The 15554-nt window shown below is 62.6% G+C and carries 9 protein-coding genes, 1 tRNA gene and 1 pseudogene; 4 read left to right on the top strand and 7 right to left on the bottom strand.

Features of this window, described 5'->3' with window-relative positions:
* Window positions 1-43 precede the first annotated feature (43 nt).
* The 3 genes from AC6CHL_RS08240 to AC6CHL_RS08230 are packed head-to-tail and all read left to right on the top strand — an operon-like array spanning window position 44 to window position 8985.
* The gene (locus AC6CHL_RS08240) at window positions 44-3787 is read left to right on the top strand and encodes a phage tail protein (RefSeq protein WP_498294113.1); all 3744 of its coding nucleotides are present in this window, start codon (window positions 44-46) and stop codon (window positions 3785-3787) included.
* Between the two features lie 5 nt (window positions 3788-3792).
* The gene (locus AC6CHL_RS08235; RefSeq protein WP_498294112.1) at window positions 3793-8739 is read left to right on the top strand and encodes a hypothetical protein; all 4947 of its coding nucleotides are present in this window, start codon (window positions 3793-3795) and stop codon (window positions 8737-8739) included.
* A gap of 51 nt (window positions 8740-8790) precedes the next feature.
* A complete protein-coding gene (locus AC6CHL_RS08230) occupies window positions 8791-8985 on the top strand; it encodes a hypothetical protein (RefSeq protein ID WP_320489749.1) in 195 nt (64 codons plus the stop codon).
* Between the two features lie 49 nt (window positions 8986-9034).
* On the opposite strand, the gene AC6CHL_RS08225 is transcribed toward AC6CHL_RS08230, so the two are convergent.
* The 3 genes from AC6CHL_RS08225 to AC6CHL_RS08215 all read right to left on the bottom strand — a co-directional run bounded on the left by AC6CHL_RS08225 (window position 9035) and on the right by AC6CHL_RS08215 (window position 12909).
* Complete coding sequence (locus AC6CHL_RS08225; protein WP_498294111.1) at window positions 9035-9532, bottom strand: YciE/YciF ferroxidase family protein; 498 nt, start codon at window positions 9530-9532, stop codon at window positions 9035-9037.
* Window positions 9533-10158: 626 nt separating this feature from the next.
* Entirely contained in the window at window positions 10159-10473 is a 315-nt protein-coding gene (locus tag AC6CHL_RS08220) for a hypothetical protein (RefSeq protein ID WP_498294110.1), read from the bottom strand.
* Between the two features lie 66 nt (window positions 10474-10539).
* Window positions 10540-12909, bottom strand: a complete 2370-nt coding sequence (locus tag AC6CHL_RS08215; RefSeq protein WP_498294109.1) for an autotransporter family protein — start codon at window positions 12907-12909, stop codon at window positions 10540-10542.
* A gap of 341 nt (window positions 12910-13250) precedes the next feature.
* Between AC6CHL_RS08215 and AC6CHL_RS08210 the strand changes: the two are divergent.
* Window positions 13251-13702: pseudogene (locus AC6CHL_RS08210) on the top strand (hypothetical protein); the annotation flags it as partial.
* 57 nt (window positions 13703-13759) lie between these two features.
* On the opposite strand, the gene AC6CHL_RS08205 reads toward AC6CHL_RS08210, so the two are convergent.
* From AC6CHL_RS08205 to AC6CHL_RS08190, 4 genes are all read right to left on the bottom strand, one after another.
* Window positions 13760-14305 (bottom strand): hypothetical protein, encoded by a 546-nt coding sequence (locus AC6CHL_RS08205; protein ID WP_498294216.1) that lies wholly within the window; start codon window positions 14303-14305, stop codon window positions 13760-13762.
* An 87-nt stretch (window positions 14306-14392) separates the two neighbouring features.
* Window positions 14393-14596, bottom strand: coding sequence for an RHS domain-containing protein (locus tag AC6CHL_RS08200; RefSeq protein ID WP_498294108.1), 204 nt, complete (start codon window positions 14594-14596; stop codon window positions 14393-14395).
* 252 nt (window positions 14597-14848) lie between these two features.
* Window positions 14849-15259, bottom strand: a complete 411-nt coding sequence (locus AC6CHL_RS08195; protein ID WP_498294107.1) for a coiled-coil domain-containing protein — start codon at window positions 15257-15259, stop codon at window positions 14849-14851.
* 133 nt (window positions 15260-15392) lie between these two features.
* Window positions 15393-15468, bottom strand: a tRNA-Phe gene (locus AC6CHL_RS08190).
* Window positions 15469-15554 lie beyond the last annotated feature (86 nt).

Genomic DNA, 15554 nt, shown 5'->3' with positions numbered 1-15554 from the left:
ACAAGGCCCGCCATCTGGCGGGCCTTTTTCATTGGAGCGCCTGATGAGTCTGTATACCCTCACCGTCGATCTGCTGCTGAAGACGGGCTCCTTTGAGAGAGACGCCGGCAAGAGTGCGCGAAGCTTCGAAAAGCACATGGGCACACTACAGGCGTCGGCCAAGCGCGCAGGCACTACCATTGGCCTGGCGATCACCGCAGGCATCACCACCGGGTCAGTTGCGATGGTGGCCTGGACGCGCGACGTGACGCGGCTTAGCGTCGAATATGATCGCCTTGCGACGTTGTCGGGCACTTCCACTTCGACGTTTCAGCGCATGGCCGCCGGCGCCAACACCGTCGGGGTGTCACACGAAAAGCTCGCGGATATCCTGAAAGATACGCAAGACAAGATCGGCGATTACGTTCAAACGGGCGGTGGCGCGCTGGCGGACTTCTTTGAGAACATTGCCAAGCGGGCGGGCGTGTCTGTCGAGCAGTTCCGAAAGCTGTCTGGCCCGGATGCACTGGGTCTGTACTTCGACAGCCTGGAGAGAGCCAACCTCTCCCAGTCAGAAATGACGTTCTACATGGAGGCAATCGCCAGCGACTCAGCATTGCTGATGCCCTTGCTGCGCAACAACAGCGCCGGATTCAAACAGTGGGGTGCGGCGGCCGAGGCCGCCGGTGCCGTAATGGGCGAGGACTTTACGGAATCCGCCAAGAAGATGCGCGAAATGACTGTGCAGGCTGACTTGGCAGTGCAGGGCATTAAGGTGACCGTGGCCGAGCAGGCTATGCCGGCGATTTCGGGGCTTACGGAGCTGCTGGGGTCCGATGACACCCGTGCCTCCTTCGCGACCTTCACCGGCTGGGCGGCGGGCCTCACTGCGGAGCTGATCACCGGCCTGACGCAACTCGGCAATTACGTGAACCGCGTGCGCGAGCTTCGGAGCCTGAACCAAGGGGGCAGCACGAGCGACGCCAGTTATGACGCGCTCAATGAACAGCTCGGGCACGTCGCCCAGCGGCGGCGCATGATGGAGGAATGGGAGCCATTCCTAGACTCCCAGAAGAAGACGAAAGCTAGCGAGCTGGCACGACTGCGCGCAGAGCAGATCGCCTTGCAGCGCGAGATTACCGCGCGAATCAAGGGGGATCGTCCGATCCAGGATGCTGCCCCGCAATGGTGGATGGATGAGCTGGCCGGCAAAGTGGCGTACAAGCCCACTGGCAACATCAACAGGGCCGCCAATGAAAAAGCGGCTGGCGATGCGAAACGTCAGGCCGAGGAAGTGGCGCGATACCGGCGCCAGGCTGAAGAAGCTGCCGGGGCCATGAATGGGCCGTTGGCCGAAGCGATGGCAAAGCACCTCGGCAGCATGGCCGAGTACAACGGGCTGCTGGCTAGCGGCAACATCGCCCAGGCTGACGCCAACGTCCTGATGGCGGAGAGCGCCCTCCAGTACTCAAAAGTTGCTGAAGAAGTCGAGAAAGCGCTGTCCTCGCCCGAGCAGCTATTGGCGACCCTGGATGGCGAACTGGCGATACTCGGCAAGGTCGGGCGCGCGCGCGAGCTGTACCGCCGGCAGCTGATGAACGAGCGCGACATGCGCCAGGAACTGCAGAAGGCAGTCGAGGCCGCCGGCAGCAAGGAAGCACTGGCGCTGGCCAAGGGGGCGGGCAGCTACGAGCAGTACGAACGGTCGATGCTGGACGCCGCCGATGCGGCGGCGGCCCTGTCTCTTCAGGTGGAAGAAGGGGCCGCCAACGTCGAAGCCTGGGCGAACGTCGTGTTGCATGGCGTGGATGGCGCAGCTGACGCCATGGCCGACTTCACGGCCAGTGGCTTGCGTGACTTCAACGGTCTGTGGGATGACCTGAAGGACACGGCAAAGCAGGGGTTGCGCGACCTTGCCCGGGAGCTGCTGCAGCAGAAACTGGTGATCCCGATCCAGACCAAGATCATGGACGGCATCAGCAACTGGGGCAGCCAAGGCGGCGGCTTCAGCATGGATAGCCTGATGGGGCTGTTCGGCGGGAACGGCTCGGCCGGTGGTGGGCAGAACGTTGGCAATCTCGCCGGGATTCTGTCCAAGGGGCAGGGGTTGTTCAGCGGGGGAACGGCCGCCGCCGGTGCCACCAATGCATATTTTGGGGTCGGCTCGTCGGCCGGCTCGATGGCTGGATTCGGCAGCAATGTGGCCGGCTTCGCAGGCGGTGGTGCCAGTGCTGGAGCTGGCGCGGGAGCGGCCGGTTCGACCGCGGCGGCGGCTGTGCCGATCATTGGCTGGATCGTCGCCGGCATGATGAAGAACGCCGAGCTGTTCGACCAAGGCTGGGATATTGCCAACGGCGAGAGCTGGGCCGGCAAGATCGCCACCGCTGGTGCGGTTGGTTTGGTCGACAAGGCCCACCGCGCAGTGGGGCTCAGCGACAAGACGGCCTCGATCCTGTCCGGGTCCAGCATCCACGCCAAGCTGTTCGGCCGCAGTGCGCCGAAGATCACGGGGCAAGGCCTCACCGGCAGCTACGGCTTCGGTGGGTTCGACGGCCAGTCCTACGCGGATATCAAGGCCAAGGGAGGCATGTTCCGCAGCGACAAGAAGTGGACGCAGTACGGTTCACTTGACCCGGGCATCGACCGCACCTTCGACATGGTCGCGCGCCAGGTGCGCGGCGCCACGACGGACTTGGCCAAACAGCTGGGCGTCGACCTGTCGGGGCAGCTGGCCGGGGTGAAGGTATCGCTGGGCAAGCTGCAGCTGTCGGCCGATTCGGCCGAGGCGAAGTCGCAGCTGGAGGCCTATCTGGGCGACATGACCGACAGGCTGTTCACCGAGGCGGTGAAGGCGGCCGGGTTTGGTGGCCAGTTGGATGGGTACTTCGAGGCGTCCGACGTCTTCTCCGCGCTCAGTGCGTCCATCGCGCTGGCGGTGGGCAACGCCGACCAGCTCGGCCGCGCGCTGAATTCGATGGAGATCGAGAAGGTCAACAAGGCGGTGGACTACTTCCAGGACCTGGCCAGCGTGGCCGGCACGGACCTGGCCACCCAGATCGAGAAGGTGAGCGGCCTGCTGGGCAACTACGCCAGCCTGATGGCTGACATAAGCACCCAGCTGCTCACCGGCGACCTGACCCAGTACCAGTCGCAGGCGCTCACGATTGAACGCACGTACCGCCAGCAGGTGAAGGCGGCCAACGATTACGCCAAGGCGCTGGGTCTGTCCGGTGCCCGCGCCGAGGACCTGGCCAAGATCGAGGCGTTGCGCGCGACGAACATGGGCAAGCTCCAGGCCCAGATCGACGCTGACAAGAAGGCGATGCGGTACGGGTTGGACACCAGCGACCTGTCGGCGCTGACCGACCAGGAGAAGCTGCAGAAGACGATGCAGGAGCTGGAGCATGCGGTGGCCGGTGGCGACACCAGCGCCGCGCAGGCGGCCGCACAGGCGGCCCTGGGCTTTGGTCGAAACCTCTACGCCAGCGGGCAGGACTACAACGGCCTGTATGGCCAGGTGACCGGCCTGATCGACAGCATGAAGGTGGGCAACCTCGACACCGAGGACGGCACCAGCATGGGTCAGCTGGCAGACGCCATCGAGGCGCTGCCGGACAACTTCAGCCGGGCGGTGTTCGACCTGGTGGTCGAGGGGAAGGGCCAGGCCGAAACCAACGCGGCGCTGCAGCAGAGCAACGCCCTGCTGGCAGAGCAGAACCAGCTGATCCGGGACCTGCTGTCGGTCACCACCACAGGCGTACGCACCAGCAGCAGTTCGGCAATGCGCACAGCGCTCAACGCAAGGTAATTCACATGCAGGCAAGGAAAAACACCCTGATCGATATCGGGGCGGGCGCGCTTCCGTCGGTGACGCCGCCGGCGCCGCGGCGCGCATCCTGGTTCCCGACGATCTACGTCTCCCCGGACACGCCGCCTGTCGAGGGCGTGACGCCGGAGCCGGTGGCAGATGGCGTCCTGATCGAATGGGCCGCCGTCGACCAAGCCGGGGTGGTCTACATCATCGAGCGTGGGCCGACCCAGCAGGGCCCGTGGACGGAGATCTACCGCACCACCGAAACCCGCTACCTCTACAGCGATGGCAGTGGGCAGACGTGGTTCTTCCGGATCACCGCCTCGGTGCGCGGCAAGCCGGGGCAGGGCGCGGTGGTGGAAGCCACGCCGGTGCCCACCACCGAGCAGCTGGTCGAGCAGCGGCTGAAGCTGGAAAAGGAGATCGCCGACCGCATCGCGGCCGATGCCAACGAGGCGGCCGCGCGTGCCCAGGGCATCGCCAAGGTCACCGCCGACCTGGTGACCGAGACGCAGGCTCGCGCATCCGCCATCAGCCAGGCAATGGACGCCATCAGCGCCGAGTCTGCGGCCCGCGTTGACGGGCTGTTGAACGAGAAGCTGGCGCGCGAGGCGGCGATCACCGCCGAGCAGCAGACGCGCCAGAGCGAGGTGGAGTCGTTGTCGCGCGCGCTGTCTGAGGTGGCCGCCGGCAGCGGCACCCAGTTCGACAGCAAGCGCATCTGGTACTTCGACCAGACCGTGGAGGACTGGAGCGGCAACGGCGTGCCCACGCTGGTGGACGGCTGGCTGCGGCCGGCCAATGCCGCGGCCAATCCCTACGTGCAGTCGCCGGCGGCGCTGGCAATCGACGGTGCGGTGTACCGCTACGTGAAGCTGCGCATCCGCAAGGTTGGCACCCCGACGTGGGCCGGCGTGCTGCAGTGGACCACCACCACCGACGGCGCATGGAACACCGCCAAGCGTCTGGTGATGGACGAACCGGCGTGGGACAGCGACGGCGTGGCGATCATGGATGCCGCCGACGTTACGTGGTGGCCGGCCACCTTGTCCGCGATCCGGTTGCAGCCGGGTACGGCGCAGACCGTGTCCAGCTACTACCTGATCGACTGGGTGGCCATCGGCCGCCCGACCCCTGGCGCCAGCGTGGCGCTGGTCCAGGACGAAACCCAGGCCCGGATCACCGCACTGGCGGCCGAGGCCAGCCAGCGCAACACCCTGGCCGTGCAGATGCGCGGCAACTACACGGGCAACGACCTGGCCCGGGTAACGCAGGGCTTCGTCGCCGACGAGCGCACTGCCCGCGTGGCGGCCGACAGCGCCCAGGTGGCACGCATCAGCACCATGGAAGCCCGCATGCCGGCCGGCAGCGGCAAGGTGGCCACCGAGGCCAGTGTCACCAGCGAGGCCCAGGCGCGGGTGAGTGGTGACCAGGCCAACGCCAGCGATATTACGGCGGTGAAGGCACAGCTGGACGGAAAAGCCAGCGCGGGAGCGCTGGCGGCGCTGGACACTCGGGTCACCCAGCAGGGCAATACCTTGTCCAGCCAAGGTTCGGCGATCACGAGCGTGACCGCTGCACTGCAGAACATCGGTGGTGACAACCTGCTCAACAACAGTAGTTTTGAGCAGCGCACCAGCGAGACGGCCGCCCCGACCGGGTGGACTACGGCGTTTTCACAGGCGCTCACCGGCTTGGTGAGCAGCTATGTGGACTCGCCGCTGCCTGGATCCGCCCAGGCCTGGCGGGTAACCGGCGTCGCCGCCGGCGGCTCGGTGCAGATCATCGGCTTGGCGCCTCGGGTTGGAACCAAGGCTGTGCCCGGGCAGAAGTACACCCTGAGCGCATTTCTGCGCGGCACCGAGGCCAATGCCACGGCACTGCTGATCGTGTGGTTCTACAGCAGCGCCGGTGTCGCGCTGTCCACCAACGTCAGCCAGGCGTTCAACCTGAGCGCGACCGAGTGGCGCCGCTTCACCTACACCCCGACGGTGGTGGCCCCGGCAGGGGCAGCGGAGGTGCGTGTCCAGCTGCGCCTACAGACGTCCACCGCCGGCGCCTATGCCCTGGAGGCAGACAACGCCCAGCTGCAGCAGGGCGAGGCTGCCACGCAGTGGATGCCCAGCATCAGCGAGACGGCCGCCACGGTCGCCGCGAACGCGGCAGCCACGAGCTTGCTGGACGGGCGGGTGACCCTCATGGGGGAAACCGTCACCGCCCAAGGCCAGGCGCTCACGTCGATCACCGCGCAGCTGCAGAACATCGGCGGCGACAACCTGCTGCCGAACAGCTCGTTGGAAGAGCGAACGTCCGATGGGGCGGTGCCCATGCGGTACGTCACCAGCTCCAGCGGAACGTTCACCGTCAGCTACGTGGATTCGCCGTTGCCTGGTTCGACCAAGGCGCTGCGCATGTTCCGCGCCGGTGCCGATGGTGGTGCCTACCTGGGGATCGAGCTGCAGGCGGCCGATCGGCCGAAGGTGATCCCGGGGAAAAAGTACGTCAGCACGGTGTACGCGCGCGGCACCGCCGGCCAGCGTATGGATGGGTACATCCAGTTCCTTACGTCCACCGGGGCGAGCAACGGCACGATCCAAGTACAGTTTGCCGTCACCGCAGACTTTCAGCGCTACGTGCTGGTCAGCCCCTACGCGGCGCCAGCCGGTTCGGTGGCGGCGCGTGCCATCTGGCGGGCTCACAATTCCGGGACGCCGGGTGACCTCGATCTGACGATCGACAACCTGCAGTTCCAGGAAGGCGAGGTGCCCACGGCATGGATGCCGAGTGGCAGCGAGCTGGCAGCTGCCGGCGCGGCGAATGCGTCGGCGACCAATGCGCTGACCAGCCGGGTAACCGCGGCAGAAGGGTCCCTGATCTCGCTGGGGCAGTCGGTGACGAGCGTAAGCGCCACGTTGAGTGGGCTTCGCACGGTGGGCGACAACATGCTGCCCAACAGCGACTTTGCCGACGGTGCCGTGTGGTGGCAGGTAGGCGGGGCACCGCTTCCGGTGTGGAGCGGGACGAACGGTGATGGCAAGGCGGGGTTCCTGCTCGACAAGACCAGCACGGCTACTAACCCGTCACTGGCGGCGAACACCGCTCAGTGGTTCCCCAGTCGCGGGATCCGGCGCTATCGGGCGGTCGTGCGCGCGCGCGGCGTATCCGGCGCTATGAACCTGATGATGCGGCTGGAGCGAAAGAACCGCGAAACGGGGGCCACCAACAACAACGACAAGACGCTTATCCTCACGACCAGTTTCGCCACCTACACGGTGGACTTCGACGCGGTCGACACCACGGTGGGCTCCGTCAGGCTGTCGGCATATTGCTGGCCCAACGTGGCGGCCATCCGCATCGATCGGGTGGAGCTATACGACGTGACCGACCAGGTCACCGGTGAAGCGAACGTTGCCGGCCTGTCGTCGTTGACGGCGACGGTTACCCAGCAGGGTGGGCTGATCACCGCGCAGGGAGCGCTGATCAACAGCGTGCAGGCGCAGGTCGACGGCAAGGCCAGCGCCCAGGCGCTGCTGCAGTTGGACGCCAAAGTGTCGGCAAACGCGGCAGCTGGCGGAAACCTGGTCGTCAACTCGATGTTCGACGGCCCGCTAGGCGTAGGCACCACTACGGGCTGGGAAGGCTTCTGGTCGCCTGAAGACGTGCAGGGGTTGAGGAAGTACGCCCAGCAGGGGCCTGGCTTTGCCAGTGGTGCGAGTGATCAGGGCATACCGGTTGGCATGCGCGCGCTGATCGTGGCTGGCCTTGCCGATCGCAGCGGGATCTCCTATGTCTGGCCGGGCGTGGATCTACCGGTGGAAGGTGACAAAACCTATGTTTTCTCAGTGTACGCCTCCGGTTATGCCGGCTACTTCGTTGTCGCCTGCCTCAATAGCGCTGGGAGCGAGATCGGCCGCGGAACCTGCCCGCTGACCAACCTGCTGGGTGGCGGGGGCACCATCGAGTCATACACGCGGTTGTGGTCTAAGTTCCATGCTCCTGCTGGCACGGCGACCATGCGAATTCACCTCGCCACCCAGCACGTCGCTGGACAGGATCGGTTTGTACGTTGGCTGCGGCCGATGTTGGAGCAGGTGGCACCCGAGAAGACCGGGCCGTCGCCCTGGTCGGCTGGCGGGAACGAGAGCTATGCGAGCGCTGCGCTCTATACCGACGTGAACGGCGTCATCGCCGGGTTGGAGGTGCGCAACAACGGTGTCAAGAGCGAGTTCAAGATCCGGGCCGACGTCCTGCGCGTGCTGGCCCCGGGTGGCGCCGATGGGATGGAGTGGCAGAACGGCTACATCCGCGTCTACCGCGGCAACTCGCAGCGGATCATCGGCAACGGGTTCGGCGTGCCCGGCGAAGGCCTGGTGGACTACTTCGGGCCCAATGTAGGCGCGGCGGCGGCCAGCAAGGCCAACGCCACGATGTGGATGGATGACGGCGGCAACGCCTACTGGGGCGGGTCACTGGCCGCTGGCGTGCTGCGCAACGCGGTGCAGACAACGACCACGATCACGGTGGGTGCGTCGGTCACCACCGGGCTCTTCAGTACCAACGGCCGGAACAAGGCTGTGACGATCGGCTTCTCGCGCCGGCACAGCCGGATCAAGACGGCCTTGGGCTCGCAGGGCTTCGTTGCGGGTGCTGGCGTCAACGGGGCAACCATCAACGTCTACCGGACCCTCAACGGTCAGGGGGAAGTGTTGTGGCAGCAGTTCGGGGTGGGCGGCAGCGTCGAAATTCTCAACGAGTTCGACGGCCCCGACCGGGCCACCTCGACCTGGGGCGGGTCGATCTCCATCAACGACCCCGCCGATGGGTCCACCCAGCGGTCGTATCGCGCCGAGGTGATGGGCTTCACCGAGCAGACCGTCACCCATCAGTCTGGTTCGTTCGACCAGCAGACGATCACACAGAGCCTTTCGCTTGTGTCGATCGAGCAGTAACCGCTGACGCGGCGGCCAGCGATCTTGCCGCCGCATACCAGGAGATACCACATGGAATTTCGCGCCAAACTCAACATGGAAATGAAGACCGCCGACCAGCCCGGCGTGGTTACGCTTAGCTTTGTGCCGGTCACCACCGGTGTGCCGCAAATCAGCATGACGGTGCCGCCGGCCGATGCCGCTGGCCTAGTGGTGGGCAAGGTCTACAAGTTCACTGCGGTGGAAGATGCTGAGCAGCCCCAGTAAGTAGCTCACGACGAGGGAGCTGCGTAGCCGCAGCCCCCCGTTTGAAGCCCTACGCCGCCTTCGAGGCCTTTTCGTTGCCGCCGCCCTCTGCGATCAAGGTCAGCTTATCGTCAGTGGCCTTTTCCTCGGCCAGCGTCTCCAGCAGCAACGGCAGCGCAGCCTTGTAGCCCAACTGCTTTGCCATGGCAGCAACAGTGCCGTAGGACGCGATCTCGTAATGCTCCACCTTCTGTGCGCCGCCGATCAGCGCAGCATCAAGCACAGGGCCTTTTTCGATGCTGTCGATGGCTTCTTTGCTCTCTTCCACCAGGCCTTCCATCGCAGCGCACTTGATGCGCTTGAGGCGGATGCCGAGCAGCTCGACCACCTGGTCGATACGCTCGATCTGCCCTTGAGTTTCTTCAAGGTGCAGCTCGAATGCAGCAGACAGCTTGGGGTTCGTCGCCGCGCGTGCGAGGCGGGGCAGCGCCTTGGCCATCTGCTTTTCAGCGCTGTAGAGATCAGAGAGTTCGTGGATGAACAGGTCTTCTGCGGTCTTGATCGTCATATCGGGTCTTCCTCGGTTGATCTGAAATACCAAGGTAGGCGCGTGATCGTTACTTCGGCGCCCATTTTTGTGAACGCCGTCTAGACACGAGGCGACCTTGGGCTTAAAAGTAGCCCGTGTCCTAACGAGTACAACAAGTTGCATAGCGGCCGAGAGAGCGCTAAGGGATAATTCCGCACTTTTTACCAACGACCTACTCGGTATCCCAATGCAGGCAGACATTCAGCAGCGGTCGGTACGCCGTCGAGACCGGGCAACGGCGTTAAAGGTTGCGGCATCGTGTGCCGCACTCATCGCGGTGATGGTTCCAGTTTCAGGTGACTCCGACTGGCCCACGGATGATGCCGTTTTTGAGGCGTGTAGTGGTGCTCTGCGATTGTCGTCGCGCGAGCCCATGCTTGCTGTCATCCCTGTAGCTCAATCTCATTCATGTGATATCGAGTTTCGCTGCGTTTCTTGGGGGTTCGGGCAAGGCCTGCAAACGGTCGATCAGTATGGAGATTTGGTGAATTCGACGGCCGTTTGCAGGGTTGGGCAATCGGGTGCGGTAAATTTGCTTTCGCTCAACGGACAGCACCTGCGGGTCACCTCAGGGGCGGACATTGAAACGTTGAGGAATCCGTCAGTTAGCACATTCCATCACCAGTCACGGCGCGGATATCAATCGAAACGTTAAGCTGTTTGGCTATTCGGTCCGTGCACTGTAACAGCGCTTGGTTGTAGATGACGCCTTCGGCCGAGGCGGAGTGCTCCCTCGAAGCCGCAAGGTCCGCGCTAATGCCGGCCCAAGCAGAGCGGATGATCTCGATATCGGGGCATCCTGCAATCAACAGGCGCACTGCGTGGTCCATCGCCATTACATGCCCGCGGAGGCCCTGGATCATGAGTTCTTGTGAGTTCAGTCGCTCGGCTGTTTCTTCAACACCGAAGTCTTTTTGCATTTCGCCAGCCTTGTTCTTTGGTTGGATAGCGAGGGCGGGAGCAAATCGCTCCCGCCCTCCGCAGTCTTACCAGCTGTAGCTCATGCCGAGCTGAGCGCTTGTGGAGCGGTACTCGGAAGCGTGCTGGATGGCCAGGCCGGCCCACGCACCAAAACCAGTGGAAAATTTGATACTGGCGCCGGCACCAACTTCCAGTCGGGAAGCGGGAATTCGATTGTCGACAAGCTCGTTGTCGAACAGCAACGCCTCATCCCGCTTGTTGTAAAGCCAGTCAGCCTTAAGGTAAGGCTGAACCTGTGCGGCCGTGCCCGACCAGCGGGAGACACCCGACAGCCGCAGCCCGGCGCGAGCGAACATCCCGCCGGCCTTCTGAGCCTCGACGATGGTTCCATTTTCCTCAATATGAGTATCGCTGTTCATATCGGTGTACCCCACCTGCAGCTGCGGCTCGAGATAGATTCCTCCCCGTGCAGCGTCACCCGTTACGCGGAACGCATAACCGGCTTCGACAGACCCTTGCCAAGCCTTGCTGTCGTAGCGCTCCGTGGTAAGGCCGTCACCTTCGACCTTGTTTCGGAACTGCTGGCGTTGGACCCAGCCATCGACATACAAGCCTGCGTACGGATCGTCGGTCCCGAGGGCGCGAATCGTGCCATAGACGCCCAAGGCCTCACCGCGGACTTTGCCACGGGCGCTGTAAGCGGTCAGGTTAGACTTGGTGGTGCTGGTGGCATTGCCCGATGCCAGCATCAAGCCGAAGCCGCTACCGGCCTCATTGCTCATGATGTCCATGCCGACGTGCAAGGCCTGGCTGTTCCCAGTGATATCCAATTGCCGGTTCAGCGCGTCGTAGGAGTTGCGGTTTCCGTCGACCCGCGCCCAGCCGCGCCCATGGTTCTGACCGGCGTGTCGGCTGTGGTAGTCCGTCCTGAACATCATTTCCGCCGAACGGAGGTTGGCGAGGTAGGCGCCCGGCTCGGGACGCAGCACAGGAACTACAGGTCCGCACTGCGGCAGCGATGGGTCGATCTCACAGGGATCGGGAATCACGATCTGGCAGCCAGGCAGAGAGGGGTCAGCAAGGCAGGGATCCGGCGGCGTCTGCAGTTGTGACCGGAGATACCAGTCACCATCGTTGGGATCGGTTTTGCCACCCTTGAATAGGAAGTAATCGTATAGCCCGCCCACGGCACGCCCTGACAGCGCAAATGTGCCATTGGAGGCTCCGTCCACCTGGACCACTTGAATGCCGTTGGCCGTCTGCGCGCCAGCGCCTCCGACATTGATTACCCGGACATTCGTGTTACCCGAAGTGTCACCCTGTACCACCAGACGATCCCCAGGAGAAGCGTCGCCGCCAAGCACCGAATGGATGACCAAATTGCCGTTGTTCGAGGTGTAGTTCCCTTGCACCGTCAGGGTATTGAACGCGCTGCCGTCACCCAGCGCGACGGTGGCACCACTGCCCACGGCTAACTGTCCCACATCGGAATCTTCGGTGAGCTGCCAACTAGCATTTGACAAGGACATCGAGGCTACATTGGTCGTGTAGCCAGTCAGCGCTGCATTATTCTGCAGCACGACGTCGGCGCGGCTGGTATCCAGAACGACCAACCCCCCGCTCAATCGGCTGTCATCGATCGTAAGCACAGCGCTCGAATTCTTGCTCACCTCGAGCAACCGGCCATTGCCGGAGATGAGGTTGGCGTTCTTCTCGATCAGGATATCCGCGGCAGTCGTATAGCGCTCTGCAAGGCCGCCGACCAGAATTGCGGCCCCCTTAGTCCCCGTGAGCGTCGAATCACTCACGGTCAATGAGAGGCGATCTGTCGGGGCCGACGGACTATCATTGTAGATCCATGCGCCCGTCGCGTCGCCGGTGGCATTGCTACCGGCCGTCAATGCGATCGATCCCCCAAAGACACCCAAAGCTGCATTCGACCAGGCGCCACTGGTAGCCGAGTCGGTGATGCTGGTGTTCTCGATAATCAGCGAAGAAATATTGGTTGTCGCAACCACCGCGCCGAAGCCAACGTCACTATTACCCGTAACATTGCTGGCGGTGAGCGTTGCCGTGGCTCCGACCGCACCGCCCTCCAATTGCAATGCGCGTGAGCCAGAATTGATTGTGGCGCGTGTAAACGTGCCGGTGCTACCGGCTCGCAATCCTATGCCTTCAGAGGCAGTGTCGACCACGCCATCGGTGATGAATACTCTAGACCCAGTTGCTACAACGTTGCCCGTGATCCCGCCAGCTACAACATTCAACGTTGCATTGTTGGTGAGGGTCCAGGTCTCCTTCGGATCGCCGGCTCCAACCGTCGCAGAGCCACCGTTCAGGTTACGGGCGGAGACCGCCGGCGCGGCAGCCAGCAGGCAGGAAACAATAGCGGTAACCAACGCGGTCCGCTTTGCGTTCAGAAGATGGGTTCGCAAAATTCAGCTCCAGATGTTGTTAAAAACTGGAGCTGATGGTCTTCCATAAGCTCCTGCGAAGCTATACAAGAAGTTGTAAAAGTGTGAAGCGCGGTGACGGAATGTCAGGGTTGCAAGTCACGCGGGAGTAGGCTATGGGAGGCGTGAGTTCTCCGTGAAGGCCCGGGGCATGCTTCGGGCAACAGGTGGACAGCGCCGTACCGCCGGTCGCTGTATGAGCTGTTTGGCTCGATGGTTCAGCCTGTCGCCGAGCCTGCTTGGGTGTAGCGAAATTCGAAAGCTTCAGGTTGTAGGCCGGCGCTTGTCGCAGCCTTTGCGACGCTCACCGTATCCTTCCGGCCATGCCTCCTTCGCACGGCTACCAAGGCTTCCGCACCACCCCGATCCCCTCTGGCTGGGTCCAGATGGGGAGGGCTGGGTGCTTTGGTACAACGGCCGGGAGACGGCCAGCGTCACGCCCGATGGCGGCCCCGGGGTGCGCTTGTGGATGGAAGGCCAGAAGATGTGGCACGTGAAGGAAGTACGCGCGACCAACGTCCGGCAGGCAAAGCGCTACGCCGAACGCTGGTGCGCCGCTAGGCTCTAACCCGACCTGCCTCTGCGTGAGGCCGTCGCCTGGCTGACGGACAATACCCCGATTCAGCCGCCGCCACCGATGCCTGGGCTGCCGCCAACCCGCGAGCAGCAGCAACAGGCCCGCCGCTTGGCCGAGGCGGGGACGAGGGAACTGGAGCGGGTCAAGGAAGCGCTCGAGCCGCGCAAGCCGCCGGCGGTGACCAGGCCACGGGCGCGCAGTTTCTCGCAAGCCCGCACCGCGAAGGTGGCCAGCGCCTGGGCCACGGCTTCATGGTCATCCACCCGGTCTGTGAATGACCGGCTGACCATGATCTGCTGCCGATTCGGCTCCACTTCTTCCAGCTCCATGCAAGGATGACCCTGCAGCTCGCGCTGGGTCCGCGCCAGCGTTACCCCGAACGAGATACCAAGTCAGGAACTCGAAAAAACTACTCCATTTTATTTGCACTGTGCCAGCCAAGAACTCGTCTCGCTTAGCCAGGCTAAAATCTAAAACCTCGCCGCTGTTTTTGTCGTACAGGTAGCATCCTTCGCCCTGAACATTAGTAAGGCAAATGAAATTTTCTGGAAGCTCCCACACCTCCTGAATGAAATCTGTGCCGACCTCTATTTCATTACTTGGGTCGGCGATGTCACATAGTTCCTCATCTGAAGAGCTGCTTTTGAAAAAGGTTATGGTGTAGTTTAAAAAAAACTCGGCCAGTTCACTGCTGGGCTCGATTCCTAGCACTGCCAGTTCTTTCAAGACGGAATTTTTATCTATCCGATGAATGTCCCCAGGTTGTTTCTCAATGAGTTTTACTAATTCACTAGGGATCATTTCGAAGCCTCGGCCGCTCGGTCTTCCAAGTATTGTGGAACTTCTTTCTTGAAAAGTTCCCGGTCTATAGGTTGCTCTGGGTGTGGGCTATGTCTCGGCATAAAAATACTGACCCTGAAACCGCAGCGGGTTGTCGATTTCGCTGACGTCCAACGCGGCAAGGTTGCCGTAGGCGCGATATTTCGCGGACCACATGATCTCGCCACCGTAGATGAATTCCTGCGGTGTGCCCAGATGGTCGAGTTGATAGTAGACCGGCGTCGCCTTACGCGGGCCTTCGCCGTCGAGCATGGCTAACGTGCGTGCGTGCGGGGGGGGCGAGGGGCTGCATAGTGGGCGCTCGAGGCATGGCGGATCTTTCGCCGTGATTAGGCCGGATTAGTACAATTACTAACAGATGGCGTGATTGAACTGACCCCGGCTGACCCCGAACTGACCCCAGCCCCTAGGTAAGTCATTGATTCCCATAGAGCGCAAGTGATCGCGGGTGATCAGCTTAGTCGTTGTTTTTGTTGATCTTCCCCGACCTTGACATGGTAGGGGTCAACGCCAGCCTCGCGCAGGCCAAGAAACACTCGAACTGCATTTGCCGCAGCTGTACTGCGCAATCCGATTCAGCGGTGCCGCCAAGGCGTTTAGGCGGATTGCCTTTCCATCCGAATCGAAACAGGTGGGGCAATAGGCGCTCGCATCGTTTTCTTTGCGGTAGACCTGACCATCGAAGGTCATCTCATCTACAACTGCTGCAGCCTTCTCAAGGCCAGAGAGCTTGGTGCGGAGTTCTGAATTTTCGATCAGCAGATCGGCAATACGTGCCTTCGCCTCGGATAGCTCAAGTTGCAGATCAGCTAGGAGGGCGCTGAATTCCGAGTCACCGATCTTCTTGTTGATTTCGCGCAGGCGGGTGACCACGGCGAAGGCCTCTCCAATCGCAGCCAAAGCTGTTCCAGACATGGCAGTCTTCCTGACGTTATGGGCGGCCCTGAGTATAGACAGCGGTGTCGCCGCAGTGCGCCGCGCAATCCGTGCAAATTCCGTGCAACTCAAAAAGAAAAAAGGGCTCTCATTGCTGAGAACCCTTAAATCATGGTGGCCGAGGACGGAATCGAACCGCCGACACGGGGATTTTCAATCCCCTGCTCTACCAACTGAGCTACTCGGCCACTTCATCGCTGCGTTGCCGCTGGCGAGGACGCGAATAATACGGAGGTATGCAGGGTTCGGCAAGCGTTTCGCGAAAAAAATTTCA

It is taken from the genome of Stenotrophomonas sp. GQ19 (genome assembly GCF_059758695.1).
Note: the sequence above shows the minus strand (reverse complement) of the source record. Positions and strands in the feature narration are given on the sequence as shown.

Excerpts from the sequence above, each read along its gene's own strand:
- AC6CHL_RS08205 (WP_498294216.1), bottom strand. The coding sequence starts at position 14,305 with ATGATCCCTAGTGAATTAGTAAAACTCATTGAGAAACAACCTGGGGAC.
- AC6CHL_RS08200 (WP_498294108.1), bottom strand. The coding sequence starts at position 14,596 with ATGCTCGACGGCGAAGGCCCGCGTAAGGCGACGCCGGTCTACTATCAA.
- AC6CHL_RS08230 (WP_320489749.1), top strand. The coding sequence starts at position 8,791 with ATGGAATTTCGCGCCAAACTCAACATGGAAATGAAGACCGCCGACCAG.
- AC6CHL_RS08235 (WP_498294112.1), top strand. The coding sequence starts at position 3,793 with ATGCAGGCAAGGAAAAACACCCTGATCGATATCGGGGCGGGCGCGCTT.
- AC6CHL_RS08225 (WP_498294111.1), bottom strand. The coding sequence starts at position 9,532 with ATGACGATCAAGACCGCAGAAGACCTGTTCATCCACGAACTCTCTGAT.
- AC6CHL_RS08240 (WP_498294113.1), top strand. The coding sequence starts at position 44 with ATGAGTCTGTATACCCTCACCGTCGATCTGCTGCTGAAGACGGGCTCC.
- AC6CHL_RS08195 (WP_498294107.1), bottom strand. The coding sequence starts at position 15,259 with ATGTCTGGAACAGCTTTGGCTGCGATTGGAGAGGCCTTCGCCGTGGTC.
- AC6CHL_RS08220 (WP_498294110.1), bottom strand. The coding sequence starts at position 10,473 with ATGCAAAAAGACTTCGGTGTTGAAGAAACAGCCGAGCGACTGAACTCA.